At 63.7% G+C, this 24122-nt stretch carries 22 protein-coding genes; 17 read left to right on the top strand and 5 right to left on the bottom strand.

Annotated elements, in window-relative coordinates; translation table 11 throughout:
- Window positions 1-9 precede the first annotated feature (9 nt).
- Window positions 10-1362, top strand: coding sequence for an HlyD family type I secretion periplasmic adaptor subunit (locus tag ACVWYQ_RS04705; RefSeq protein ID WP_456725470.1), 1353 nt, complete (start codon window positions 10-12; stop codon window positions 1360-1362).
- Window positions 1363-3177: 1815 nt separating this feature from the next.
- Here ACVWYQ_RS04705 and ACVWYQ_RS04700 read toward each other — a convergent pair.
- Window positions 3178-3465: a hypothetical protein gene (locus tag ACVWYQ_RS04700; RefSeq protein WP_271542225.1), complete on the bottom strand. Its 288-nt coding sequence runs from the start codon at window positions 3463-3465 to the stop codon at window positions 3178-3180.
- Between the two features lie 634 nt (window positions 3466-4099).
- Window positions 4100-4708, bottom strand: coding sequence for a sll1863 family stress response protein (locus ACVWYQ_RS04695; RefSeq protein ID WP_456725469.1), 609 nt, complete (start codon window positions 4706-4708; stop codon window positions 4100-4102).
- Window positions 4709-5104: 396 nt separating this feature from the next.
- On the opposite strand from ACVWYQ_RS04695, the gene ACVWYQ_RS04690 reads away from it, so the two are divergent.
- The 6 genes from ACVWYQ_RS04690 to ACVWYQ_RS04665 all read left to right on the top strand — a co-directional run bounded on the left by ACVWYQ_RS04690 (window position 5105) and on the right by ACVWYQ_RS04665 (window position 9679).
- Complete coding sequence (locus ACVWYQ_RS04690) at window positions 5105-5401, top strand: hypothetical protein (RefSeq protein ID WP_157284451.1); 297 nt, start codon at window positions 5105-5107, stop codon at window positions 5399-5401.
- A 192-nt stretch (window positions 5402-5593) separates the two neighbouring features.
- Complete coding sequence (locus tag ACVWYQ_RS04685) at window positions 5594-7627, top strand: VTT domain-containing protein (protein WP_456725468.1); 2034 nt, start codon at window positions 5594-5596, stop codon at window positions 7625-7627.
- Window positions 7627-8313, top strand: coding sequence for an endonuclease/exonuclease/phosphatase family protein (locus ACVWYQ_RS04680; RefSeq protein ID WP_128261649.1), 687 nt, complete (start codon window positions 7627-7629; stop codon window positions 8311-8313). Before ACVWYQ_RS04685 ends, ACVWYQ_RS04680 begins: the two co-directional genes overlap by 1 nt.
- A 232-nt stretch (window positions 8314-8545) precedes the next feature.
- Window positions 8546-8737 (top strand): hypothetical protein, encoded by a 192-nt coding sequence (locus ACVWYQ_RS04675; RefSeq protein ID WP_025036310.1) that lies wholly within the window; start codon window positions 8546-8548, stop codon window positions 8735-8737.
- 224 nt (window positions 8738-8961) lie between these two features.
- Window positions 8962-9282 (top strand): DUF1476 domain-containing protein, encoded by a 321-nt coding sequence (locus ACVWYQ_RS04670; protein WP_198399782.1) that lies wholly within the window; start codon window positions 8962-8964, stop codon window positions 9280-9282.
- A gap of 106 nt (window positions 9283-9388) precedes the next feature.
- On the top strand, window positions 9389-9679 hold the full coding sequence (locus ACVWYQ_RS04665; RefSeq protein WP_404541087.1) for a hypothetical protein: 291 nt from the start codon (window positions 9389-9391) through the stop codon (window positions 9677-9679).
- Window positions 9680-9712: 33 nt separating this feature from the next.
- Here ACVWYQ_RS04665 and ACVWYQ_RS04660 read toward each other — a convergent pair whose 3' ends face one another.
- A complete protein-coding gene (locus ACVWYQ_RS04660; protein ID WP_260347296.1) occupies window positions 9713-9841 on the bottom strand; it encodes a hypothetical protein in 129 nt (42 codons plus the stop codon).
- Between the two features lie 796 nt (window positions 9842-10637).
- On the opposite strand from ACVWYQ_RS04660, the gene ACVWYQ_RS04655 reads away from it, so the two are divergent.
- On the top strand, window positions 10638-11573 hold the full coding sequence (locus tag ACVWYQ_RS04655; protein ID WP_157284448.1) for a septal ring lytic transglycosylase RlpA family protein: 936 nt from the start codon (window positions 10638-10640) through the stop codon (window positions 11571-11573).
- Here ACVWYQ_RS04655 and ACVWYQ_RS04650 read toward each other — a convergent pair.
- Window positions 11570-12523 carry an alpha/beta fold hydrolase gene (locus ACVWYQ_RS04650; protein WP_404541089.1) on the bottom strand — a complete coding sequence of 318 codons (954 nt, stop codon included), beginning with the start codon at window positions 12521-12523 and terminating at the stop codon, window positions 11570-11572. The genes ACVWYQ_RS04655 and ACVWYQ_RS04650 overlap by 4 nt on opposite strands.
- A gap of 154 nt (window positions 12524-12677) precedes the next feature.
- On the opposite strand from ACVWYQ_RS04650, the gene ACVWYQ_RS04645 reads away from it, so the two are divergent.
- The 9 genes from ACVWYQ_RS04645 (at window position 12678) to ACVWYQ_RS04605 (ending at window position 22413) form a co-directional block, all read left to right on the top strand.
- Window positions 12678-13940: a D-alanyl-D-alanine carboxypeptidase family protein gene (locus ACVWYQ_RS04645; RefSeq protein ID WP_271542219.1), complete on the top strand. Its 1263-nt coding sequence runs from the start codon at window positions 12678-12680 to the stop codon at window positions 13938-13940.
- A 2-nt stretch (window positions 13941-13942) separates the two neighbouring features.
- A complete protein-coding gene (gene tmk / locus ACVWYQ_RS04640; RefSeq protein WP_057029203.1) occupies window positions 13943-14629 on the top strand; it encodes a dTMP kinase in 687 nt (228 codons plus the stop codon).
- Complete coding sequence (locus ACVWYQ_RS04635; protein ID WP_404541093.1) at window positions 14626-15672, top strand: DNA polymerase III subunit delta'; 1047 nt, start codon at window positions 14626-14628, stop codon at window positions 15670-15672. Before tmk ends, ACVWYQ_RS04635 begins: the two co-directional genes overlap by 4 nt.
- Window positions 15673-15781: 109 nt before the next feature.
- The gene (gene metG / locus ACVWYQ_RS04630) at window positions 15782-17725 is read left to right on the top strand and encodes a methionine--tRNA ligase (RefSeq protein ID WP_404541095.1); all 1944 of its coding nucleotides are present in this window, start codon (window positions 15782-15784) and stop codon (window positions 17723-17725) included.
- A 13-nt stretch (window positions 17726-17738) separates the two neighbouring features.
- Window positions 17739-18515, top strand: coding sequence for a TatD family hydrolase (locus ACVWYQ_RS04625; RefSeq protein ID WP_404541097.1), 777 nt, complete (start codon window positions 17739-17741; stop codon window positions 18513-18515).
- Between the two features lie 13 nt (window positions 18516-18528).
- The gene (locus tag ACVWYQ_RS04620) at window positions 18529-19326 is read left to right on the top strand and encodes an MBL fold metallo-hydrolase (protein WP_404541098.1); all 798 of its coding nucleotides are present in this window, start codon (window positions 18529-18531) and stop codon (window positions 19324-19326) included.
- 160 nt (window positions 19327-19486) lie between these two features.
- On the top strand, window positions 19487-20080 hold the full coding sequence (locus ACVWYQ_RS04615) for a TRAP transporter small permease (protein WP_035999231.1): 594 nt from the start codon (window positions 19487-19489) through the stop codon (window positions 20078-20080).
- 2 nt (window positions 20081-20082) lie between these two features.
- Window positions 20083-21396: a TRAP transporter large permease gene (locus ACVWYQ_RS04610; protein ID WP_404541100.1), complete on the top strand. Its 1314-nt coding sequence runs from the start codon at window positions 20083-20085 to the stop codon at window positions 21394-21396.
- Window positions 21397-21435: 39 nt separating this feature from the next.
- Entirely contained in the window at window positions 21436-22413 is a 978-nt protein-coding gene (locus tag ACVWYQ_RS04605; RefSeq protein WP_404541101.1) for a TRAP transporter substrate-binding protein, read from the top strand.
- A gap of 54 nt (window positions 22414-22467) precedes the next feature.
- Here ACVWYQ_RS04605 and ACVWYQ_RS04600 read toward each other — a convergent pair whose 3' ends face one another.
- Window positions 22468-24117, bottom strand: a complete 1650-nt coding sequence (locus ACVWYQ_RS04600; protein ID WP_404541103.1) for an acyl-CoA synthetase — start codon at window positions 24115-24117, stop codon at window positions 22468-22470.
- Window positions 24118-24122: the final 5 nt, after the last annotated feature.

Below are 24122 nucleotides of genomic sequence, written 5' to 3'. Positions count from 1 at the left end.
AGCGAAACCATGAAGCACGTCGATGCATCCGAATTCGTGCAGCCGGTCCCGCGGCGGGACGCGGTCCGCCAACGGCCGCTGCGACTGTGGCCGCGCATTCTGGCTGGTCTTGTGCTGACTGCGTTGCTGGTGGCCGGGTGCGGCGGCTGGGCGGCCTGGGCGATGCTGGAAGGCGCTGTGGTCGCGGCCGGTACCGTGAAGGTCGACCAGAACCTCAAGGAGGTGCAGCATCGCGATGGCGGCATCGTCAAGTCTTTGGCGGTGCGCCAGGGCGACCAGGTGCGGGAAGGTCAGGTGCTGGCGACCTTGGACGACGTCCAGATCAAGGCCGAGCATCTGATCGTGCGTGCGCAGATGGTCGAGGCGCTCGGACGCCGCGCCCGTTTGGTGGCCGAGCGCGACAACTTGCCGTCGATCGAATTCCCCTCGGACATGCACACGCTGTTTCCATCGACTGCCGGGGCGGTGATCCACGGCGAGACGAGGCTATTCACCGGTAACAAGACTGCGCGCGACAGCCAGAAGGAGCAGCTCGAGCTCAGCATCGCCCAGACAGGCGAAGAAATTAGAGGCATGGAAGCCCGCCTTGCCGCCAAGGAGGAGGAAGGCAGGCTTGTCGGCGCCGAACGCGAGAAGCTGCAGTCATTGTTCGACCGCAAGATCGTCGAGTATCAGCGTGTCTACACTTCCCAGCGTGACTATGCGCGCATCATGGGTGAGCAGGGCGAGATCCAGGCGAGCATCGCCCGCGCCAGGGTGCGGACCAGCGAAATCCGTGTGCAAATCATCGCCGTGGACCAGAACGCTTCGACCGAGGCCCAGAAGGATCTTCGCACGGTGGAGGCACGCATCGCCGAACTCCAGGAACGCAAGCTCGCTGTCGAGGACCGCCTGTCCCGCACCGAGATACGCTCTCCGGCGTCGGGGTATATCAATGAATTGTTCGCTTACACCGTCGGCGGCGTCATCACGCCGGCGGCCAAGATCGCCACTGTGGTGCCAGAGGACGCCGACCTCAAGTTCGAGATCCGGATCTCGCCTGCGGATATCGACCAAGTCAGAGTTGGACAGCCGGCGCGCATCCGCCTCTCCGCCTTCAACCGCACCACCACGCCGGAACTCAAGGGCAGGGTCGCGATGGTGTCGCCGGCCTCGGCCCGCGATCCCTCCAACGGCCAAGAGCACTACATCGCGCACGTTCACCTGCTTCCGACCGAGGATGCGGTAGTTCAACTAAATGGCATGAAGCTGGTGCCCGGCATGCCAGCCGAGGTATTTGTTTCGACCCTGGAGAGAACCGCCGCCTCGTATCTGGCGAAACCATTCACTGATCAGATGAATCGTGCCTTCCGCGAACGCTGACAGCCGATATTGACAAGAGCGAGCCGAAGATCATCGGGTTTGGTGGTCTCTTCTTGCACGATCCGAGGGATGGCGAGGCTGTCTCAGGGCGATATGGCGGAGCAGGGCTTGAGTTCTGGGGGTATTCGGATCCATAGGCGGGTGTCACCGCGCGGAAAGCAGCTCACTGCATCATGGCCGTCATGGAAGTCGCGTCGCATCCTGTTCTGTAGCTATGCGCCATCTGAGCACGGGGTGCGAACGAGCCGGTGGATCTTTCATCCGACTTGCGCCTAAGCTCCGAATACGGGCGTTGCCTCGGGGCTGGGCCGCTTCCCATCCCTGATTGAAACAGTTCGGTTGCAACCGAAGCAGTCTAACGAAAGCTCATCATCTTTGAGCCTAAGCGCGCCCTTCCTGTTCAGGCGAGTTTGGCTCGGTGGAGAGGAATCGGACGAGGTGTAGAAAGCCTTCGCGCTCAACCGGCGTCCGATTACCGGGCCCGTCTGTTCACTCCAAGCTATGGCCCTGTGAGTCAGGGGGATTCATGGAACAGAAGCCATTCAAGAGCATGCCGCTTGAAGAGCTGTGGCAACTCCACAGGCTCGTCAACAATATCCTCGCCGCTAGGCTTCTGGCGAAGAAGGACCGGTTGGAACGACGACTGGAGCTGCTTAGCCGTCTCCTCCGACGCGCATCGTAGAGCGGCTTTCGCTATCGGCGACATCGACTTGCAGTCGGCTTGTCCGGCGCCAAGGAGATGAGCAGTGCTACCGCGATATCAGCAGTCGGACGACATCCGCTCCTCCACACCAACAACGACAGGATACTGAAAAGACATCGATTTCTTTAGATCAACGGGAACGTCGCACAAATAGCTACGGTGAGTAGCTACGAAGATGGGCCGCGGCTTACCCCGATATCCTGACTTCGAATATCCACTGACAACGGATGAGATATTGCTGCCAGCAGTTTCGACGGCTTCATGAGCTCGCGACGCGCGCCCGCAAAGCGCCCGAAGACCAACTCAGGCCCGCTGATCATCGGCGTCGGTTCGCCGAATTCCACTCTGCGACGATAGTCATAAAGCAATCTCCTATCTAAATTTTCGCTCAGCGCGATCCATCTCGGCCTTCAGTTTCCGTCTCGCAAGGTCTCTCACTCTGCACCGGTCTTCTGGACGTTAAAGCTCACGACGAGTGGCTAATGCGATGCTCGGTGCGCTCATCTTCGAGCACGCTATGTCGGGATCGCGAAAGGGAGCCGCCCGGCACGCGATTTGAACGCGCGTGCCAACTTGCAGAACCTTCGATCTGCGCGCGCGGCTCAGCCTTTGATGACAATTCCCCACCGGAGTGTAGCCTGGGCACGGGCGGAGCTTGATTCGTCATGCTGGAAGCTATTCTCATGCTACTGGGAATTGGAGCCGTGGCCCTTCTCCTTATTGCGTTCTGGGGACTGCATAGGCACGTGTGAGAGGGCCCGTCGTGCTTGAGAATCTAACGGTGGACGCTAGCCGGTCGGTTCACGACTGGCGATTGTCTCACGGTCTCAAATAGAAGGAGAGGGCGGATCGAAGGGCTCAGCAATCCGCTCTTTCACGCACTTTGCCGTAGAGAGACAGCAAAATTGCACGTCACCCGTTTTGGCCAGGGAAGGGGCCCACCTCTGGGACAAAAACTACGGTTTCGGTAGTGCCGACTCAACCGTTGAAAACACCGTAGTATTTATTCGCACCTGCGCAGAAAAGCGTGCACAATCAATAGAGTTGACAAGACACCCCTTCCGCCAGTGTATTGATCCGGCAGGCCGCGGACTCCGTAATCGGCGAGCGCGCTAATGTAGCACCCGTGCGGCCTCGGCAAGCCGCACCTTCTCTCTCAGGGCGTCAAGCTCCTCGAGGGCGTCGAGCAGTCTCACCAACTCGCGGGCGATCTGTTTCAGATCGGAACTTCGGCTTGTAAGAATACGGCCTCGTTGTGCCATTGATGTACGCCTCCTTGGGTTGGAGATCTCCTTGGCAAGAAGCACGCCGAAGCGCTCCTCGAAGCCGTGGGCAAAATTAACCACGTGACCGTGCGACGATCGCGGCGCTCGAGAACTCCCGCCATCGGCCTTGCGCAAGCTCAGCTGCGCCGTTCGCGGACAAGGTCGGTCGTGCAGCTCCCGATGAAGCAGATAGGCGCGTAGGTGTAGGTAACTTCCGCGCAACCAATCCCCGAGTTGCCATCTGCCCCTCCTATCCTCAAGCTATGTGCGATTCGTGAGTCGGGGGATTCATGGAACGGAAGCCGTTTGAGAGCATGTCTCTCGAGGAGCTGTGGCGACTCCACACGGTCGTCAATGACATTCTCGCCGCGAGACTCGTGGCCAAGAAGGAAGAGCTCGAACGACGCTTGGGGCTGCTCAACCGGGAGCAAAAGCCCTCCAATTAATGGGATCGCCCCGATCGGCGGGCGTCCCGACGCTCACGCCGACTCTAGCGTCCATGCCGGCTCTTGCAGTGCCGCGCCAATCGTGCCGACCACCGCGGCGCAGGTCGCGGCCGTCGCACCAGAGCGGCGCCCGCGACCCGTTCGACGACGCAGGCTGTGTGTGGGAATTGGGTCACAGCTGAAGACATTGAGAAGAGGGCGGGAACGTCCTCTCGGCAGGTGGCTTGTTGCACCGGCGACGGTCTCGGTTTCACGGGGCAGGAGCCGTCCGGCGGCCCTGCATCATCATGCCCCCCGGCCGATGCGGGGCCGCCTCTCTCAATTCAGCTCTTGGTATCACTACCCTTCAGCGCGTTCCACGCGGCCTGATTGGCTTGATCGAAGGCCTTGCGGGACTCGGCGAGTGCGGCGCTCATCACAGACCAGGAATCGCTGCCCGCCTGCTTCAACTTCTGCAGACGTGCTTCCGCCTCGGAGGCGTCGGACTTCAACTGCTGGAGCGCGGCTTCGACGTCCGCGGCGCGGGCTGTGGCAACCTTGCCCGCGGCCTCGCGGAACTTGTCTGCGGCTTCGCGCCAGGCCTTGGCCTGTGCTGCCGCAATGCCCTTGAACGTGACCTGCTGTTGCTCGAGCTGCTTGCCAGCGTCTTCGAAATAGGTCTTCACTTGGGCTTCGAATCCATTCCATTGCCGCTCCAGATCGGCCTTGGCGTCGGCCCAGGCCGCTTCACCCGCCTGCGCCTTGGCCTTGAGCAGTGCCTGAAACTCGTCGCGGCGCTGGGTCAGATCGGCGAGGAGCTGATCGGTCTTGACCTTGGACTCAGCCTTGGCCTGGCCGGCCTTGACCTCGAACGACGCCAACGCGGCGTCCATCTCGTCGATCCGCTCCTTGGCCCGCTTGAGAAGGAAATGCATGCTGCTCTGCTGTGGCATGGCCGCCTCCGTTGCGTTGTCGCGATCAGAATTCCAGAGCTTCGGCTTGCCTGTGTTGACCTGTCTCAATGACACCGTGGACGAAAGCGCAGCGCGCTCGAGCCAAGGGACGCACGGACTTGCGTCAGGAACGCTATCGAATGTGAGAGATTAGCCCGACAGCAAGCTTCACAGCGGGCAACGCATGTTCTTCTTTTTCTCGAACCGGCTGGGATGTCTCGGCTCGCTGCTGATCTCCGGCCTGGTCACGGTGGTGCTGCTCTTCCTGCTCGGAGTAGTTCGGTTCTGAGACGGCGGCTTCAAACGGTCATTTAGCTTCGAGACGGTGCCGGTAATTTCAGGAACTTGGCTCCAGCTCGCCTGTTGTTCGCACTCTCGACCACATGGAGAGCAGCCTTGGAAAGCACCATCATTGGAGAATTCGACACGCGCCGCGGCGCCGAGCTTGCGGTTGAGCATGTCGTGCAGGAATGCGGCGTGCCGCGGGGCGACGTGTTCGTCCAACCCGCCGGCGATGCGAACACGGTGGGAACACGCCCGGCAGGGCCTGACGTCAAGACTGCGCCCGCGCCGGAGGGGCGCCAGAAGCTGGAAGGTGTGATAGAGGTGTCCGTCGATTTTCACGGCGATGCCCCTGAGAAAATTGTCGATGTGTTGAGGAGCGCCGGCGCGAAGTTTGTCCGCACCAAATGACGACTTGTGCGACGGGCACAGAGGACGCCGGACATTCGGCATTCGCATCGAACCGCAGCCGTTGTCCGCGTGGAACCCCTTGAGCCTCCAGCGCGTTTAGACGCAAACGCGAATTGCGAGGTCCACCTGCTTCAGAGCGCATCGACACTCACTCCCGGCGACACCGTCTGGCGGCGGTGCAGGGCGCGGCGCGTGGCGGTTCTGAACGATGCCGCGGCCTATTTCGCAGCCCTGCGGGAGGCCCTGCTGGAGGCTCAGGATCTCGTCTATATCGTCGGCTGGGATATCCATAGCAGGACGCGGCTGGTCGGAGATTCCGGACGTGCCGATGATGGCCTGCCTGAGGAGCTTGGTCCGTTCCTGCGCGCCCTAGTGCAGCGCCGGCCCGCCTTGCGCATCAACATTCTCGTCTGGGACTTCGTCTCGTTTTACGCTTCCGAGAGGGAGTGGAATTCCGCGGCGAAATTCACTGCCGATACCGATGGCCGTGTCCGGTTTCATCTGGACGCCACGCTTCCGTTCGGTTCGGCGCAACACCAGAAGATCGTCTGTGTCGACGGTTCACTGGCGTTCGTCGGCGGCCTTGATCTGACGATCAGGCGCTGGGACACGAGCGACCACCGCGCCGACAACGCCTTGCGCTGCGATCCTCAGCGCAAGCCCTATCCGCCGTTTCACGATGTTCAGTGCCTGGTCGACGGGGATGCCGCGGAGCAGCTGTTCGCCCTCGTCGAGCAACGCTGGCGTGCTGCAGGCCAACAGTCCGATGAGCGGCGCGCGCCGAACAACGGATGCTGGCCGGCGAACGTGCCTGTCGATGCCGAGCATTTGCCGGTCGGGATCGCCAGGACCGAGGTGGTCTGTCCGGCAGGCTCGACCATCAGGGAGGTCGAACGCTCCTTCATTGCGGCGATCCGCTCGGCAACGAGCTTCGTGTACATCGAAAATCAGTTCACCAGCGCGACCAGGATGGCGCACGAATTGGCGGAGCAGATGTGTCGCGTGCCGTCGCTTCGGGTTCTGGTCGTCGCTCCGAAACTGCATTCCTCGTGGCTGGAATCCCAGGCCATGCAGAACGGCCGCGGCGCTTTCATCGACTGCTTCAGCTCGGCCGGAGTGGCCGATCGCATCCGCTTCGTCCATCCGGTCTCCCGCAGCGGAAATAAGGAAGCTGCCGTGATGGTGCACAGCAAGCTCATGGTGGTCGATGACCGGGTCCTGCGGATCGGCTCGGCCAATCTGAATAATCGGTCCATGGGCGCCGACAGCGAATGCGACCTCATTTTCGAAGCTGAATCCGAGGAGCATCGGGATTTCATCGCCTCGGTCCGCCGTCGCCTGATCGCGCATTTCTGCGGTCTCGACGAACAGGCCATTGGCGAAAATGAGCATCGGCTGTTCGCACTGCTGGACGACGTCTCCACATCTCGTGGCGCCAAGACGTTGCGGAAAGTCGAGTCTTCGGTTCTAACCAGCACGCTGGCCAGCTTGGTTCAGCCTGTGGCGGACCCTGAGCTGCCCCTTCATCTGGAGCGCGCGGCATCTCGCATGTGGACGACGAAAACCATCATCGGGATCGTTGCGATTGCCGTGGCGCTTTTCGGGCTGGCGCTGGCCTGGTCGTACACGTCCTTGAGCGATCTCGCCGATGCAGGTCATCTTTCGGCGCTTCTGTCTGCCTATTCGCAGTCCATCTGGGGGCCGCCATTGGCGATCGCAGCCTTCGTCCTTGGCGGGCTCGTCGTCTTTCCGGTTCTCGTCCTCATTGCGGCAACGGCCGCCGCACTCGGGCCGTGGCTGGGGTTCGCGACCGCAATGGCGGGCGTCCTGCTCAGCGCTCTGATCCTGTTTGCGATCGGCCGCTTCCTCGGCCGGGAACGGCTTCAGCGTCTGCTGGGTCGACGTGCCGCGCGCATCCAGGAACGCGTGGTCGGGAAGGGCATCCTGGCGGTTGTCGTCATCCGGATGCTTCCCATAGCACCGTTCTCGGTGGTGAACGTCGTGGCAGGTGCGAGCACGCTGCCTCTTCGTGACTTCATGGTGGGAACTCTGCTGGGCAGCACGCCCGGAATCCTGGCCATGGCGGTTCTCGGCTCGCAGATTGCAGAGCTCGCCAGAAATGCGTCCTGGAGCAACATGTTGCTGCTGGTACTGGCGTTCCTCGGCTGGCTCGGGGTCTGCGCCGGCGCGCAATTCGTGACGACATGGCTCGCCGGGAGGCGCTGATGGCGGCCGTGCGTTTCATGACCTGGAATGTGCACGGCACGTTCAATCTCAATCCGAAATTCGACCTGGAAGGCGTCTGCTCCATCCTGCGCAAATGGGCCCCTGATGTCGTCGCACTGCAGGAGGTCGACTCGCGGTCGCGATCGGACGACCCATTTGGGAAGTTGGCAAGCGTGATCGGAGATCACCGCGTGCACGCCAAGTCGATCGTCACCGAGGATGGTGACTATGGCCAGATGCTGCTGAGCCGCTTTCCGTTCTGCAGCGTGCCTGAAATCGTGGACGTTTCCTATCGAGAGCGGGAGCCACGCCGGGCGATCGCCACCGACTTGCTGACGCCTGCCGGTGACGTCCGCGTCGTGGCCACGCATCTCGGTTTGAGTATCCATGAGCGCCATGCCCAGGCGCAGTCCCTGGTGAGCCTGGTGAAACCGGCGAGAACCGTGGTCCTCGGTGATTTCAATGACTGGTTCTGGGTCCGATCTGTGCGGCGCGTGCTCGCGCAGGTCTGTCCCAACCGTACGCGATTGCGAACCTTCCCATCACGCTTGCCCTTGATGCGGCTCGACCGGATCTATGCAACCGGTGACAGTCGGATCGGGAGAGCTTGGACCGACGAAGCGGCGACGGCCTATTCCGACCATCTGCCCGTGATTGCAGACATCGAGATCGCCGCGGGCAGCTGATCTGCTCGCAGGCCTGCTATCTTGGGGGGCAGGCAGGGATTGAGGAGTTTCCGAAGGTGGGGAAGGCGACTTTTTTGCCCGACTGCGCAGCCGCCTCGTGCTCTCTGGAAAAGGCTTTGAGTCAGAAAGACTTGGCTACTGTGCATGGGGTTATTTTCGTAAGTCTCGTGTCGGCACCCGGCTCCTCACGGGACCATGCGGAACTTTTCTCGCACCGCCGCGTTATCTCGCCATGACTGAAGACCTTTCCTTCCGACGCAAACCCCTGACCCCCGAACAGCGCCACGCCCGCGATGCGGCTCGCCGGGTGGAGGCCGAGAAGGCCATGCGCGACCACGAAGCGGCGCAGAAGGCGTTCTACGCCAACAAGGAACGGCTCAAGGCCGAGCGGCTGGCGCGCGAAGCGGCGGCGGCGAAGGGCTGAGCGAACGCGCTTAGCCGCGCAATTTCCAAAAAATCGCATCTGCTGGCGGCCTGCGTTTGATTGTCGGCCGCCAATGTCGCTTGGGTGTCTGCTTCCCATCGGCAGGCTTGACGGAGCTTCGCTTCCGGGAGGAAGCTTCTGATGATCCAAAACTGACCTGAACCACGGAGACGTTCGCTCCCGACAAGTCCGATCCTCATCAGCGACGCAGAATGGAGCTGACCATGACCACGTTCGACAAGCGCGAGCGGGGCTTTGAAGCCAAATTCGCCCACGACGAGGAATTGATGTTCAAGGCCACGGCGCGGTCCAACAAGCTGCTCGGGCTTTGGGCCGCGGGCCAGCTCGGGCTCAGTGGCGATGCCGCTGCAAGCTACGCGGCTGCGCTGGTGACGGACCATCTGGATAGCCGGACGATGGACGATGTGGTCGGCAAGGTGGCGGGCGATCTCGCAGGCAAGGGGATCGCGCGCGAGCAGGTCGCGCAGAGGCTTCAGGAATGTCTGCACCAGGCGCTGGCGCAGCTCGAAGCGGATCGGCAATGACACCCGCTGCCGCGTTCATTCGGCGCGCTTGCCGCCTTCCGCGGGCTGTGCCGTTTCGTGCTACCGTGCCAGCCGCCGGAGACGGCGGCGAGCGGGAGGTGGGGGCATGTCACGGGTCAGCTTTGGCAAATGGTCCGGCGCAATCGCATGCGCCGGCGCCATGCTGGTCGCTGCAGGTGGCGCCGAGGTCTCGGCGACGCCGCTGACGCCGTTTCGCTACGAGGCGCAGGCCCAGCGTCATTGCCCGCGCGACAAGGTGGTTTGGCTCGACTTCGGCAAGGGCGTTTATTACCGCAAGGGTCAAAAGCGCTACGGCCAGGGCTTCGACGGCAGCTTCGTCTGCCAGAACGAGGCCCGCGGCGGCTTCTACCGCCGCTCGCTGTTGGGCCTGCGCTGAGCGGCGGGTTTCGGCGGCTGGCGGACCCGCCGGCTATTTCGCTGACGGCAGCCTGACCGGCACATGCGGGGAGGTGCTGATGACCCGGGGGCTTCCATCCGGATAGGTGCGGTTGCCGCGGATCAGGGATTCCAAGACCAGGAAGAACTTCTCGGCAAGCATTTGCGTCACCCTCGTTGGTGATGGCCTCTTGCAATTGGTCGAGGCGCCGAACGCAATAATTCAATCAACTGAATGGGAGCGGGGACAGCCGGGCCTGCTGCGCCGCAATGGAGAGAACCCGTGTTGGACAGGAGGACGTGCGGTTCAGGCAAACGCCAACGCGACGAGACTCGAGCAGAGCAGCACCAAGCCGCCGGCGGTCAAGGCCAGGAAGCCATCGGATACGAGGTCATGATTACGCATGGGACACCTGCCGCTCTCGTGTTCGATGCGCGAGTGGATCGACCAAGACCGTCCGAACGCGCCGCTGTGAAAGAGGTGATGCTTGCCGTCCGCGCGAGTGCCTTCAGGCCCTCGTGCGGTAACCCTCGAACGCATGGGCCAGAAAGATCCCCGCGCTTACCAGACCCATCAGTGCCGAAACCGTCTCGATCATCGTTAAATTCCAAATCCTGCCCTCGCATCCGAGAGAACGCGGGCGGCCTTGCACAGTCAAAAGAATTTCGGTGAGCGCCGCGACAATGGGGGTGGAGTGAGGATTTGGCGCAACAGACTGTCCGGCACTGGCACAGTGCGGGGGCCATCGCCCCGTAGAACAACGGAAAAATGCGAACGTCTCGTTTACCATCCCGGCGTGATCGCCGTGGGCTCCCCATTTCCGCCGCGTTCGGGTTGCGTTATCGTTACCGCTTCCGAGACGGTGGTGGGCCGCCTCGGATGAGATGACTGACCGGACAGCGCTCCCCGTAGCCAAAGCGGGTTGGGTACGCCTCCGGCGAAGTGGTATTTGGGGCGCATGGGGATCCGTCGGTCAGATTCGGTTTTGCGAGCCGCGCGCGGTGTTGCGGCGGTCGCGACCTGCCTTGCGCTCGCCAATTGCGCCTCCTCGAACAAGTTCGCCAGCCGGGTCGATCCGAAATACGGCGTGTCCTCGAGCCCGCGGGTGGTGGCCTTTGGCGATCCGGTCCCGAAGGGCGGCGGCACCTACCGCGTCGGCAAGCCCTATGTCGTGGCGGGCCGGACTTACGTGCCGGAGGAGGACGTCAACTACCGAGCTGAGGGCATGGCCTCCTGGTACGGCGACAGTTTCCACGGCCGCCTGACCGCCAATGGCGAGGTGTTCGATATGACCTCGCTGACCGCCGCGCATCCGACCCTGCCGATGCCGTCTTATGCGCGGGTGACCAACGTCTCGAACGGCAAGTCGCTGATCGTCCGCGTCAATGACCGCGGGCCCTATCACGGCAACCGCCTCATCGATGTCTCGAACAAGGCCGCCGAACTCCTTGAATTCAAAGGGAACGGCGTTGCCAAGGTCCGGGTCGAATATGTCGGCCGGGCGCCGCTCGAAGGCTCCGACGACCGTCAGCTTCTGGCGACCCTGCGGACCGGCGTCCCGGCGCCGTCGCCCTCGATGGTCCGGGTCGCCTCGGCCAAGCCGTTTGTGCCGGAGCTGCCGTCCTCGACCCGCGGTGCCATTCGCGGCGAGGTCCCGATGCCGGAGGGGCGGCCGTACAATCTCGGCAGTACCTCGGCCGATATGGCTTCGCTCAATGCTACCTCGGAAATGTCGGCTTCGAGCCGCAGCCGGGGCCGGGCGCTCCAGAACACCCGCGCGGTGTCCTATGGCGAGGACGGCCGCTACGCGAGCGAGACTGCTCCCTCCGTCGGTTATGCCTCGGACGGCGCGGCCGAAGCCCGCAGCATCCTCAGCGGCCGCGGCCTGTACTAGCCCGCGCTCTCCTTCAGGAACGCCAGCAGCGCTGCATTCACCTCGTCGGGCCGCTCCTGCTGCACCCAATGGCCGGCGCCCTCGATGATCAGCTTGCGCTTCAGATTGGGCAGCACGCGCTCGAGCTCGTTGACCCGCTTGGCCCCGATCAGGCCGGTGATGACGGCGTCCTTCGAGCCTGCGATGAAGAGGGAAGGCTGGTGAATCTGCGCGTCCTGCCAGGGCGCGGTCAGCTCCCAATTGCGGTCGATGTTGCGATACCAGTTCAGCCCGCCGCGGAAGCCGGACTTGCGGAAGGCCTCGGTGAAATAGGCCAGGTCTGCCTCGCTGAGCCAGCCAGGCAGCGGCTCGTCAGCGCCGGCGTGGCCGAGAAAGCCCTTGCCCTCCTGCACGAACATGGCCGCGGTGGGATCGGCGAGGCCCCGCCCGCCGAGGACGATGCGCATGGTGCGTGCGACGTCACGCTCGAGCTCGGCCTCGGCGACGCCGGGCGTCTGGAAATACTGCCAGTAGAAGTTGGTGACGCCGCCCTGGCGCAGCAGGTCGAGCGGCTTGCCGCGGCCCCGGAACGGCGGCGGCACGCTCAGGCCCGCGACCGCCGTGAAGATGTCCGGCCGGAACAGCGCCGCGTGCCAGGCGACCGGTGCACCCCAATCATGGCCGACCACCATCGCCTTGGTCTCGCCGAGGGCCTGGACCAGGCCGACCACGTCGCCGACCGTGTCGAAGATCGAGTAGGCGTTCGCGTCGAGCGGCGCCGCGCTCTGGCCATAGCCGCGCATGTCGGGGGCGACGACGTGAAACCCGGCTTCGGCGAGCGGCAGGATCTGGTGGCGCCAGGAATAGGACAGCTCCGGCCAGCCATGGCACAGTACGACCAGCGGTCCCTGGCCGGCTTCGCGGACGAACAGCTCGATCCCGTTGGCCTTGATCATGCGGGTTGAGGGCATTCGCTTTTCCGCCTTGTTTCAGGGGTTTGGTCGAAAAATATGAGGCGTCACGATAGGGGCGCGGCGAGAATCGTGCAATCTCGGCGACAAGCGTCCAACCGCGTGTTGTTCGCATCTGTTCCAGCTGTTAGAACGCCTCTCTCAGGGCTTCGCCATGACACTTCGTCTTCCTTTGCTTCGTCGCAACCGGCTCACCGCCGGAACGCTGGCGCGCGGGCTGATCGCGACTGTTTTGGCGGCGGCTATCGGATGGGGCGGGGCGCTCCATGCGGCCAACCAGAGCGTCCAGGGCGGCAAGAAAGCGGAAGATGCCGGCTTCGACGGCGATGCCCCGACCGCGATCCTGATCGAAGCCTCCTCGGGCAGCGTGCTGTTCGAGAAGAACGCCGACGAGCTGCGCGCGCCTTCGAGCATGATGAAGCTGATGACCGCCGAGGTCGTCTTCAATGCCATCAAGAAGGGCGACATCAAGCTGAATGACGAGTATCGGATCAGCGAGAATGCCTGGCGCAGAGGCGGGGCCCCCTCGGGCGGCTCGACCATGTTCGCCGCCATCAACAGCAAGGTCTCGGTCGACGATCTCCTGCGCGGCGCGATCATCCAGAGCGGCAACGACGCCTGCATCGCGCTGGCCGAAGCCATGGCGGGCAATGAGCGGATCTTTGCCGCCGACTTCATGACCAAGCGCGCCCGCGAGCTTGGCATGACCAGGTCGACCTTCGCCAATTCCAGCGGTCTGCCCGATCCCGGCAACAAGATGACGGTGCGCGAGCTCGGCATGCTTGCCCGGCACATCATCCTGGACTTCCCCGAATTCTACAAACTGTTCGGCGAGAAGGAGTTCACCTGGAACAAGATCCGCCAGCAAAACCGCAATCCGCTGCTCAATTCGATGGAAGGCGCTGACGGCCTGAAGACCGGCTACACCAAGGAAGGCGGCTACGGCATGGTCGGCTCCGCCGTGCAGAACGGCACGCGGCTGATCGTCGTCGTCAACGGACTTGACGATCCAGAGGACCGCGCCACGGAAGCCAAGAAGATGCTGGAATGGGGTTTTCGCAATTTCGAGACCCGCACCCTGATCGCAGCCGAGCAGCCCGTCGGCTACGCCAAGGTGTTCGGCGGCGAGAGCCGGTCGGTCAAGCTCATCGCCAAGACCCCTGTGAAGGTGATGGTGCACAAGAACGGCAGCGACAAGCTGATTGCGCGCATCGTCTATAGTGGCCCGGTGCGCGCGCCGATCGAGGCCGGCCAGCGGGTCGGCGTGGTCAGGGTCTGGCGCAGCGGCAACATCGCGGTCGAGACGCCGGTCTATGCCGCGGAGGCGATCGGCACCGGCTCGACCATGCGCCGCGCGATCGACGGCGCCAGCGAGCTCGTGATCGGCATGTTCCGCGCAGGCGCCGAGAAGCTCTGATCATGAGTGAGAGCGCTGCACAGCGACCGTCCGGACGGGGACGCTTCATCACCTTTGAAGGCGGCGAGGGCACGGGCAAGTCGACCCAGATCAAGAAGCTCGCCGACCGCCTCAAGGCGGCAAAGCTGCGCATCCGCGTGACGCGGGAGCCGGGCGGCTCGCCGGGCGCTGAAATCATGCGTCATCTGGTGCTGTCGGGCATGGGCAAGCTGCTCGGCCCCGAGGCCGAGACGCTGCTGTTTGCCGCCGCGCGCGATGACCATGTCCGCACGGTGATCCAGCCGGCGCTGAGCCAGGGCGTCTGGGTGCTGTGCGACCGCTTCGCGGACTCGACGCGGGCGTATCAGGGCAGCCTCGGCCAGGTGCCCGATGGTCTGATCAACGCGATGCAAAGGGTGACGATCGGCGACCTCAAGCCGGACCTCACCATCATCCTCGATTTGCCGGTCGAGATCGGCCTGCAACGTGCCGCCGCGCGCCGCGGCAGCGGCACGCCCGACAGGTTCGAGGCCGAGAAGCTCAGCTTCCACCAGGGCCTCCGCGAAGCCTATCGCAAGATCGCGGCGGAGGATCCCGCGCGCTGCGTGCTGATCGACGCCAATTCCGATCCGGACACGGTCGCCGCGCGCATCTGGACGGCGCTGCGCGAGCGCCTGCTGCCAACGCCTGCGTCAGTGGTGTCGGTATGAGCCCGCGTCAGGCCGAGCGCGAAACCGCCATACCGCATCCGCGCGAGACGTCGCAGTTGTTCGGCCATCGCGAGGCGGAGGCCGCGCTGCTTGATGCCTATCGCAGCGGACGCATTCCGCATGCCTGGCTGATCGGCGGGCCACAGGGGATCGGCAAGGCGACGCTGGCCTATCGCATGGCGCGCTTCGTGCTCACCCATGCGCAGCCGCTGGCGCCGGCCGTGCAGCGCGCCGAAAGCCTTGCGATCGATCACGACGACGCCGTGGCGCGGCAGGTGGCGGCCGGCTCGCATGGCGGCCTGCTGACGCTCGAGCGCACCGCCAACGAGCGCGGCGTGATGCGCACCGTGATCACCGTGGACGAGACGCGCGAGACGATCGGTTTTTTCGGCTCGACCGCTGCGGCCGAAGGCTGGCGCGTCTGCATCGTCGACACCGTCGACGAGCTCAATCCGAACGCGGCCAACGCGCTTCTGAAGATTCTCGAGGAGCCGCCGCAACAATCGCTGTTCCTGCTGGTGAGCCACGCACCCGCGCGGGTGCTCGCCACGATCCAGTCGCGCTGCCGCAAGCTGCGCCTGCGGCCGCTCGCCACGAACGATGTGATCGGCGCCGCCGCTTCGGCGGCTGAGCTCGATCCGAACGATGCCGCGCTGCGCGAGGCGGCCGAGGCCTCCGAGGGCAGCGTCGCACGGACGCTGACGTTGCTCGGTGGCGAGGCCCTGAAGCTTCAGCAGCGCACGGCGGCGCTGCTCGCGCGCCTGCCGCAGGTCGATCCGCGCGAATTGCACGCGCTCGGCGATTCGCTCGGCACAAGCGACCGCGTGGCGCTTGCGGCCTTCATCGACGGCATCGACCGCTGGATTGCGGAGCGCCTGCATGCGGATGAGGCCAATGCCAACCAGAACCTGCCGCGCCTTGCGCGGCTAGCTGAGGTATGGGAAAAGATCGTCCGCGCCGCGCGCGACACCGAAACCTACAATCTGGAGCGAAAGCCCTTGGTTTTCTCGGTGTTCGGCTGGCTGGCGGACGCAACGCGCTAAAGCATGATCCGGAAAAGTGCGCAGCGGTTTTCCGAAAAGATCATGCGCAAAACAATAACGGAACGCCGAGCCGTTTCCAAAATTCGAGAAGCCGGTAAAGGAATTCGTGGTGGCAACGCGAGCTAAGAAATCCGTCAAACGCAAGAGCGGCAAGAAGGCTGCGAAGAAGGCCGTCAAGAAAGCGGCGAAAAAGGCCAAGGCGCGCGCGGCCAAAGCTGCCAAGAAGGTCAAGAAGACCAAGAAGGCTGCCGTCAAGAAGAGCGTGAAGAAGGGCGCCGCAAAGAAGGCCGCAAAGAAGCAGGTCGTCGCCAGGAAGGCGGTGAAGCAGGCTGCCACAAAGCCGGCCAAGGCTCCGGCGAAGAAGGCCGCGAAAAAGGCGGTTGCGCCTGCCGTGACCGCCGCACCGGCTCCCGTCGCGCCTGTGAAGCCAAAGGCGCCGAAGTCCAAGGCCCCGCGCGCGCCGAAGCCCGTCGCTTCTCCGCAAGCTGCCGCGCCTGCGGTGGCCGCCCCGCGCGACAACGTGTTCTACATCACGACCGCGATCGCCTATCCCAACGGCAGCCCGCATATCGGTCATGCCTATGAGGCGATCGCGACCGACGCGCTGGCGCGCTTTGCGCGGCTCGACGGCAAGGATGTGTTCTTTTTGACCGGCACCGACGAGCACGGACAGAAGATGATTCAGACGGCGGCGAGCGAAGGCATGTCCACCGCTGCGCTCGCGACGCGCAATGCCGGCCGCTTCAAGGAGATGGACGAGCGCCTAGACGTGTCGTTCGACCGCTTCATCCGCACCACCGAGGAGCAGCATCACCGCTCCAGCCAGGAGATCTGGCGCCGCATGGAAGCGAATGGCGACATCTACGCCGACACCTATTCGGGCTGGTACTCGGTCCGTGACGAGGCCTATTACGCCGAGGACGAGACGCGCGTGAACGATGACGGCGTGCGCTTGGGGCCGCAGGGCACGCCTGTGGAATGGGTGGAGGAGAAGAGCTATTTCTTCCGCTTGTCGGCGTATCAGGACAAGCTGCTCAAGCTCTATGCGGATCAGCCAGACTTCATCGGGCCGGATTCCCGCAAGAACGAGGTCGTGAGCTTCGTCAAGGGCGGCCTGCGCGATCTCTCGATCTCGCGCACCACGTTCGATTGGGGCGTGAAGGTGCCCGGCGACGAAGAGCACGTGATGTATGTCTGGGTCGATGCGCTGACCAACTACATCACCGGCGTCGGTTTCCCCGATGAGAGCGACAGGAATTGGCGCTATTGGCCGGCCGACGTGCACGTCATCGGCAAGGACATCATCCGCTTCCATGCGGTGTATTGGCCGGCCTTCCTTTTGTCGGCGGGCATCCCGCTGCCGAAGCGGGTCTATGCCCATGGCTTCCTGTTCAACAGGGGCGAGAAGATGTCGAAGTCGGTCGGCAACACTGTAGATCCCTTCAACCTCGCCGACCAGTACGGCGTCGACCAGTTGCGCTACTTCTTCCTGCGCGAGGTGCCGTTCGGCCAGGACGGCAATTACAACCACGAGGCGATCGTCGCGCGCATCAACGCCGATCTCGCCAACGATCTCGGCAATCTCGCGCAGCGCTCGCTGTCGATGATCGCAAAACAGCTCGGCGGCGTGCTGCCCGAGCCCGGCGAGTTCAGCGACAACGACAAGGCGATCCTGGCGATGGCCGACGGCATGATCGCGGCCTCGCGTGAAGCCATGGCGACGCAGCAGATTCATCAATGGCTCAACGCCGTCTGGGCCGTGGTCGCGGAGGCCAACCGCTATTTTGCGGGTGAAGCGCCGTGGGCGCTCGCCAAGACGGACCCGGCCAGGCAGAAGACGGTGCTCTACGTCACCGCCGAAGTCGTGCGCCAGATCGCGATCCTGGCTCAGCCCGCGATGCCGACCGCCTCCGGCAAGCTGCTCGACAGCCTCGGCATCCCCGAAGCCGAGCGCAATTTTGACATGCTCGGCGGCGCGAAGCGCATCGCGCCCGGTTCGACGCTGCCGGCGCCGATGCCGGCGTTCCCGCGCTACGTCGAGCCGGCGGCCTGAAGGCGTTCGCACGATGCTGGTCGACAGTCATTGCCATCTGGATTTTTCGGACTTTGCGGAAGATCTCGACGGGATCGTGTCGCGGGCGCGAGCCGCCGGTATCGCCCGCATGGTCACGATCTCGACGCGGGTCCGCCGGCTGCAGGACCTGCTCGCCATCGCGGAGCGCTATGACGACGTCTATTGCTCGGTCGGCACCCATCCGCATCATGCGGACGAGGAGGACGGCATCGCGCCGGACGAGCTGATTGGGCTGACCCAGCATCCCAAGGTCGTCGCGCTCGGCGAGGCCGGGCTCGATTATTTCTACGACAACGGCTCGCCGGTGGCGCAGGCGAGGGGCTTTCGCGCCCACATCGCCGCCGCCCGCACCACCGGCCTGCCGCTGGTGATCCATACCCGCGAGGCCGACGAGGACTGCGCGCGCATCCTGGAAGAGGAGGCCGCAAAGGGATCGTTTCGCGCCGTGCTCCATTGTTACACGGGCGGGCGCGAGCTGGCACTGAAGGCGGTGTCGCTCGGGCTCTATATCGGCTTCACGGGAATCCTGACCTTCAAGAAATCGGAGGCCTTACGCGCGATCGCAGCCGAACTGCCGCCCGATCGTATCCTGGTTGAAACAGACTCGCCCTATCTTGCGCCCGGCAAATTTCGGGGCAAGCGCAACGAGCCGGCCTACGTGGTCGAGGTCGCAAAAGTGCTCGCCGAGACGCGCGGCGTGTCCCTTGACGAGATCTCGCGTCAGACCAGCGAAAACTTCTTCCGCCTGTTCTCGAAGGTGAAAGCTTGAGACTGGGAGCCACATGACGCTGACGCTGACGATCCTGGGCTGCGGCTCCTCCGCCGGCGTGCCGCGCCCGGCGCTCGGCTGGGGCGCCTGCGATCCCAGCAATCCCAAGAACCGCCGTCGCCGCTGCTCGCTGCTGGTCGAACGGACGTCCGAGCACGGCACGACACGCATCGTGATCGACACCTCGCCGGACCTGCGCGAACAATTGCTCTCGACCAATGTCGATCACATCGACGCGGTGTTCCTGACCCACGAGCATGCCGACCAGACCCACGGCATGGATGATCTGCGCTCGGTCGTCATGCACATGCGCCGGCGCATTCCGACCTATTTCAACCAGTCGACCGCCAAGGACATCCTGTCGCGGTTCTCCTATTGCTTCATCTCGCCCGAGGGCAGCGATTATCCGCCGATCCTGACGCGGCATTCGATCGAGGCGGGAGAAAGCCAGACCATTCTGGGGAAGGGCGGCGCGGTGACGATGACCGCCTTTCTGGTGCAGCACGGCAACATTCCCGCCCTCGGTTACCGCATCGGGGATGCGGCCTATACGCCAGACCTCAACGACATCCCGCGCGAGAGCTGGGGGGCGCTGGAAGATCTCGATCTCTGGATCGTCGACGGCCTGCGCTACACCAGCCATGTCAGTCATTTCAGCATCAACGATGCGCTGTCCTGGATCGAGCGATTCAAGCCGAAGCGTGCGGTCATCACCAACATGACCGCCGACGTCGATTACGAGGTCATCCGGCAGTCGCTGCCCCCTGGCGTGGTGCCAGCCTATGATGGGCTGCGGCTGGAGACGCCCTAAACCCGCGGTGGAAATTCTGCGGCAGCCGGCATAGACCTTGCTTGCGTCGGCCCCATCATGTTGATCTAACGTCTGAAAGACAGGCGCTGGGCAGGGCGATACTCAAAACGGAACCGGCACAACCCAGTGCAATCGGTCGGTCGAATCGCCGCGTGTGAGGATGGGGATTGCGTTGGCAGAGGACGATGTAGCGACTCAAGGACCGGTGCGACGCGCTCTGGACCTCCTTTATCTCGGCGCGGGCTATGCCGCGGGCGTCTTCCTGGTCGCGATCTTCGCAATCATGATGGTGATGTCGGTCGGGCGCCAGTTTGCGCTCAACATTCCCGCCGGCGATGATTTTGCGTCCTGGTGCATGGCGGCGATGGCGTTCCTTGGTCTCGCTCACACCTTCAAGCGCGGAGAGATGATCCGTGTCGGCCTCCTGCTGGAACGTCTGCACGGGCGGACCAAGCAGATCGCGGAGGTCGTGGCGCTCGGCATTGCCGCCGCCTTCATCCTCTACTTCACCCGTCATGCGGTGCAGATGACCTACGATTCCTGGCGCTTCAACGACGTGGCGCAGGGCGTCGTGGCGCTCCCGCTCTGGATTCCCCAGCTCGGCTTTGCCGGCGGCCTCGTGATCCTCTCGATCGCGCTGATCGACGAGATGGTCAACGTCATCGGCGGCAACCGTCCGAGCTACGAGAAGGGCTCGCCCGACGAGACTCCGGAAGAGTTCGTTGAGCGCATCTCGCAGGGCGGTGGAGGCTGACCATGGCCAATCTCGGCATGATCGAGCTGTCGTTCGTCCTGCTCGGCGTCATGATCCTGCTGCTAGGAAGCGGCGTCTGGATCGCGGTCTCGCTGGGACTGGTCGGCTTCGTGGCGATGGCGCTCACCACGAGCCTGCCGCTCGGCACCGTACTTGCGACCACCACCTGGAGCGCGAGCTCATCGTGGACGCTGGCGGCGCTACCGTTGTTCATCTGGATGGGAGAGATTCTCTTCCGTACCAAATTGTCGGAGGAAATGTTCCGCGGCCTGTCGCCCTGGGTGCAGTGGCTGCCTGGCCGCCTGACACATGTGAACGTGATCGGCTGCGGCATTTTCGCGGCGGTATCGGGCTCGTCGGCGGCGACCTGCGCGACGATCGGCAAGATCGCGCTGCCGGAGCTCGACAAGCGCGGCTACGACAAGGGCCTGAGCCTCGGATCGCTGGCGGGCTCGGGCACGCTCGGCCTGCTGATCCCGCCGTCGATTCCGATGGTGGTCTATGCCGTCACGGCGAACGTCTCCGTGCTTCAAGTGTTTCTCGGCGGCTTCCTGCCGGGATTGCTCGTGATCGCGCTCTATTCCGGCTACATCATCATCTGGTCGCTGCTCAATCCCAACAAGGTCCCGCCGCGCGATCCGCCGATGCCGTTTCGACAGAAGTTGCGGGAGTCAGCCAAGCTCGCGCCCTGTCTGCTGCTGATCCTGGCGGTGTTCCTGTCGCTCGTTCTCGGCTTTGCGACGGCGACGGAGTGCGCGGCCTGGGGCGTTTCCGGCGCGTTGCTGCTGGCGTGGTGGAGCGGCACGCTCACGCGCAAGAACTTCCTCGAGAGCATCATGAGCGCGACGCGCCTGACTTGCATGATCATGCTGATCCTGGCAGGCGCGGCCTACACCACGGCTGCGATGGCCTATACGGGCATTCCGGCCGCGCTCGCCACCTGGGTCCAGGGGCAGCACCTCACGCCGAGCATGCTGGCGCTGTATCTGAGCATCATGTACATCATCCTGGGTTGCCTGATCGACGGCATCTCGATGATCGTTCTGACGGCGGTGATCGTGCTGCCCATGGTCAGACAGGCCGGCCTCGACCTGGTCTGGTTCGGCGTCTATCTGATCATCCATGTCGAGATGGCACAGATCACGCCGCCGGTCGGGTTCAACCTGTTCGTGCTCCAGAACATGAGCGGCCGCGATACGTTCACGGTCGCGCGGGCGGCATTCCCGTTCTTCGTGCTGTTGCTCGCTGCGGTGTTCATCATCACGGAGTATCCGCAGATCGTGTTGTTCCTGCCGAAGCTCGCTTTCCCAGACTGAGCGTACCCGTTCTCTAGATCGACTGTGAGGAGAAGCCCGATGATGTCTCGTTTATTCCACGCATCCTTGATTGCCGGCGTTGTGCTGGCCGCGACACCTGCCTTGGCTCAGAGCAAATGGAATCTGCCGGCAGCGTATCCTGCGGACAATCCGCACTCCGAAAACCTGGTGGCGTTCGCCAAGGACGTCGAAGCCGCCACCTCGGGCAAGCTCCTGATCACGGTTCATCCGGGCGCCTCGCTGTTCAAGGCGCCCGACATCAAGCGCGCCGTGGTGACCGGGCAGGCGCAGATGGGTGAGGTGCTGCTGTCGATCCACGAGAACGAAGACCCGATCTTCGGCGTCGACGTCGTGCCGTTCCTCGCGACCAGCTTCCCCGAGGCGGCGAAGCTGTATCAGGCCTCCAAGCCTGCGATCGCCAAGAAGCTCGACGCGCAAGGTCTCAAGCTGCTGTTCGTGGTGCCGTGGGCACCGCAGGGCGTCTACGTCAACAAGCCGCTGGCCACGATCGAGGACATGAAGGGTCTGAAGTGGCGCGCCTACAATGTCGGGACCGCGCGGATCGGCGAACTGGTCGGCGCGCAATCGGTCACGATCCAGGCCGCGGAACTGCCACAGGCGTTGGCGACCGGCGTGGTGAACTCTTTCATGTCGTCGGGCGGCACCGGCTACGATTCGAAGGCGTGGGAGTCGCTCAAATACTTCTATGACGTGCAGGCCTGGATTCCGAAGAACTACACCTTCGTCAACAAGGCTGCGTTCGAGGCGCTCGACAAGCCGACCCAGGAAGCCATCCTGAAGGCCGCCGCCACCGCGGAGACGCGCGGCTGGAAGGCTTGGGAAGAGAAGGCCAATTGGTACCTCGGTCAGCTGAAGGCCAAAGGCATGACTGTCGAGCCGCCGAGCCCGGCACTGAAGGCCGGCTTCCAGAAGATCGGCGACCAGCTCACGGCCGACTGGCTCAAGAAGGCCGGCGCCGACGGTCAGGCGGTGCTCGACGCCTACAAGAAGATGTGAGGATGAGAGAGCTTCCGCCCGCCGCAGGCGGGCGGAAGCTTCTTTGGCCGCTGGTCAGGCCGAGATCGCCTTCACTGAGCCGACTTCGTTGCGCAGCAGGAACTTTTGGATCTTGCCCGTGGACGTCTTCGGGATCGGCCCGAACACGACCGCCTTCGGCGTCTTGAAGCCGGACATCTGGCTGCGGCAGAAGGCGATGATATCCGCCTCGCTGGCACTGGCGCCCTCTTTCAGTTCGACGAAGGCGCAGGGCACTTCACCCCATTTCGCATCGGGCTTTGCCACCACGGCCGCGAACAGCACGGCCGGGTGCTTGTATAGGATGTCCTCGACCTCGACCGAGGAAATGTTCTCGCCGCCGGAGATGATGATGTCCTTGGAGCGGTCCTTGATGATGACGTAGCCGTGCTCGTCGAGCACGCCGAGATCGCCGGTATGAAACCAGCCGCCTTCGAAAGCTTCCTTCGTCGCGTTCTCGTTCTTCAGGTAGCCTTTCATCACGATGTTGCCGCGGAACATAACCTCGCCGATGGTCTCGCCGTCGCGCGGCACCTGCTGCATCGTTTGCGGGTTGATCACGGTGACGGCTTCCTGGAGCGGGTAGGGCACGCCCTGCCGGCGCTTCATGCGCGCGCGCTCGGCGGCGGGCAGGTCATCCCAGCCCGGCTGCTCGGCGCAGACCGAGGCGGGGCCGTAGACCTCGGTCAGGCCATAGACATGTGTCAGCTTGATGCCGATGCTTTCGGCGCCTTCCAGCACCGCGACCGGCGGCGCGGCGCCGGCGATCAGGCCGATGACGCGGCGGGCCGCATCGCCCTTTGGTGCATCGGGCGCGTTGATCAGCGTGTTGTAGACGATCGGCGCGCCGCACATATGGGTGACGCCGTGGCTCTTGATCAGCTCGAAGATCCTGGTCGGCTCGACCTTGCGCAGGCAGACATTGATGCCGGCGGCCGCCGCAATGGTCCAGGGAAAGCACCAGCCGTTGCAGTGGAACATCGGCAGCGTCCAGAGATAGACCGGATGCTGGCCGAGATTGCCGGCGAGGATGTTGCTGACGGCGTTCAGATAGGCGCCGCGATGATGGGTGACGACGCCCTTGGGATTGCCCGTCGTGCCCGAGGTGTAGCTCAGCGCAATCGCGTCCCATTCATCGCTCGGCGTGATCGGCGCGAAGCCTGGATCGCCTTCGGCGACGGCTGCCTCGTATTCGATCTCGCCGATGCGCGTGCCGCCCTTGAACGATGCATCGTCGACGTCGACCACCAGCGGCTTGGGGCCGGTCATCTGCGCCAGGGCCGCAGTGATGACGCCTGAAAACTCTGGATCGACCAGGATGATTTTCGCGCCGCCATGATCGAGCTGGAACGCGATCGAAGGCGCATCGAGACGGATGTTGAGCGCGTTGAGCACGGCGCCGGTCATGGGCACCGCGAAGTGCGCCTCGTTCATCGCGGGAATGTTGGGCAGCATCGCCGCGACGGTGTCGCCGAGGCCGATGCCCTTGCTCGAAAGCCAGGAGGCAAAGCGCTTGCAGCGCTCATAGGTCTGCGCCCAGGTGAAGCTGCGGCCTTCATAGACCGTGCTGACGTGATCGGGATAGACCGCGGCGCTGCGCGCGAGGAAGCTCAGCGGGCTCAGCGGGACATAATTGGCTTGCGTCTTGTCGAGGCCGATATTGTACGGATTCTGTCGCTCACTCATCGACA

Source organism: Bradyrhizobium sp. USDA 3397 (assembly GCF_054060965.1).
This window is presented reverse-complemented; position numbering and strand designations above follow the sequence as displayed.

Coding starts and splice junctions, on each gene's coding strand:
- ACVWYQ_RS04705 (WP_456725470.1), top strand. CDS start 10: ATGAAGCACGTCGATGCATCCGAATTCGTGCAGCCGGTCCCGCGGCGG.
- ACVWYQ_RS04695 (WP_456725469.1), bottom strand. CDS start 4,708: ATGCCACAGCAGAGCAGCATGCATTTCCTTCTCAAGCGGGCCAAGGAG.
- ACVWYQ_RS04680 (WP_128261649.1), top strand. CDS start 7,627: ATGGCGGCCGTGCGTTTCATGACCTGGAATGTGCACGGCACGTTCAAT.
- ACVWYQ_RS04675 (WP_025036310.1), top strand. CDS start 8,546: ATGACTGAAGACCTTTCCTTCCGACGCAAACCCCTGACCCCCGAACAG.
- ACVWYQ_RS04670 (WP_198399782.1), top strand. CDS start 8,962: ATGACCACGTTCGACAAGCGCGAGCGGGGCTTTGAAGCCAAATTCGCC.
- ACVWYQ_RS04665 (WP_404541087.1), top strand. CDS start 9,389: ATGTCACGGGTCAGCTTTGGCAAATGGTCCGGCGCAATCGCATGCGCC.
- ACVWYQ_RS04660 (WP_260347296.1), bottom strand. CDS start 9,841: ATGCTTGCCGAGAAGTTCTTCCTGGTCTTGGAATCCCTGATCCGCGGC.
- ACVWYQ_RS04655 (WP_157284448.1), top strand. CDS start 10,638: ATGGGGATCCGTCGGTCAGATTCGGTTTTGCGAGCCGCGCGCGGTGTT.
- ACVWYQ_RS04650 (WP_404541089.1), bottom strand. CDS start 12,523: ATGCCCTCAACCCGCATGATCAAGGCCAACGGGATCGAGCTGTTCGTC.
- ACVWYQ_RS04645 (WP_271542219.1), top strand. CDS start 12,678: ATGACACTTCGTCTTCCTTTGCTTCGTCGCAACCGGCTCACCGCCGGA.
- tmk (WP_057029203.1), top strand. CDS start 13,943: ATGAGTGAGAGCGCTGCACAGCGACCGTCCGGACGGGGACGCTTCATC.
- ACVWYQ_RS04635 (WP_404541093.1), top strand. CDS start 14,626: ATGAGCCCGCGTCAGGCCGAGCGCGAAACCGCCATACCGCATCCGCGC.
- ACVWYQ_RS04625 (WP_404541097.1), top strand. CDS start 17,739: ATGCTGGTCGACAGTCATTGCCATCTGGATTTTTCGGACTTTGCGGAA.
- ACVWYQ_RS04620 (WP_404541098.1), top strand. CDS start 18,529: ATGACGCTGACGCTGACGATCCTGGGCTGCGGCTCCTCCGCCGGCGTG.
- ACVWYQ_RS04615 (WP_035999231.1), top strand. CDS start 19,487: ATGGGGATTGCGTTGGCAGAGGACGATGTAGCGACTCAAGGACCGGTG.
- ACVWYQ_RS04610 (WP_404541100.1), top strand. CDS start 20,083: ATGGCCAATCTCGGCATGATCGAGCTGTCGTTCGTCCTGCTCGGCGTC.
- ACVWYQ_RS04605 (WP_404541101.1), top strand. CDS start 21,436: ATGATGTCTCGTTTATTCCACGCATCCTTGATTGCCGGCGTTGTGCTG.
- ACVWYQ_RS04600 (WP_404541103.1), bottom strand. CDS start 24,117: ATGAGTGAGCGACAGAATCCGTACAATATCGGCCTCGACAAGACGCAA.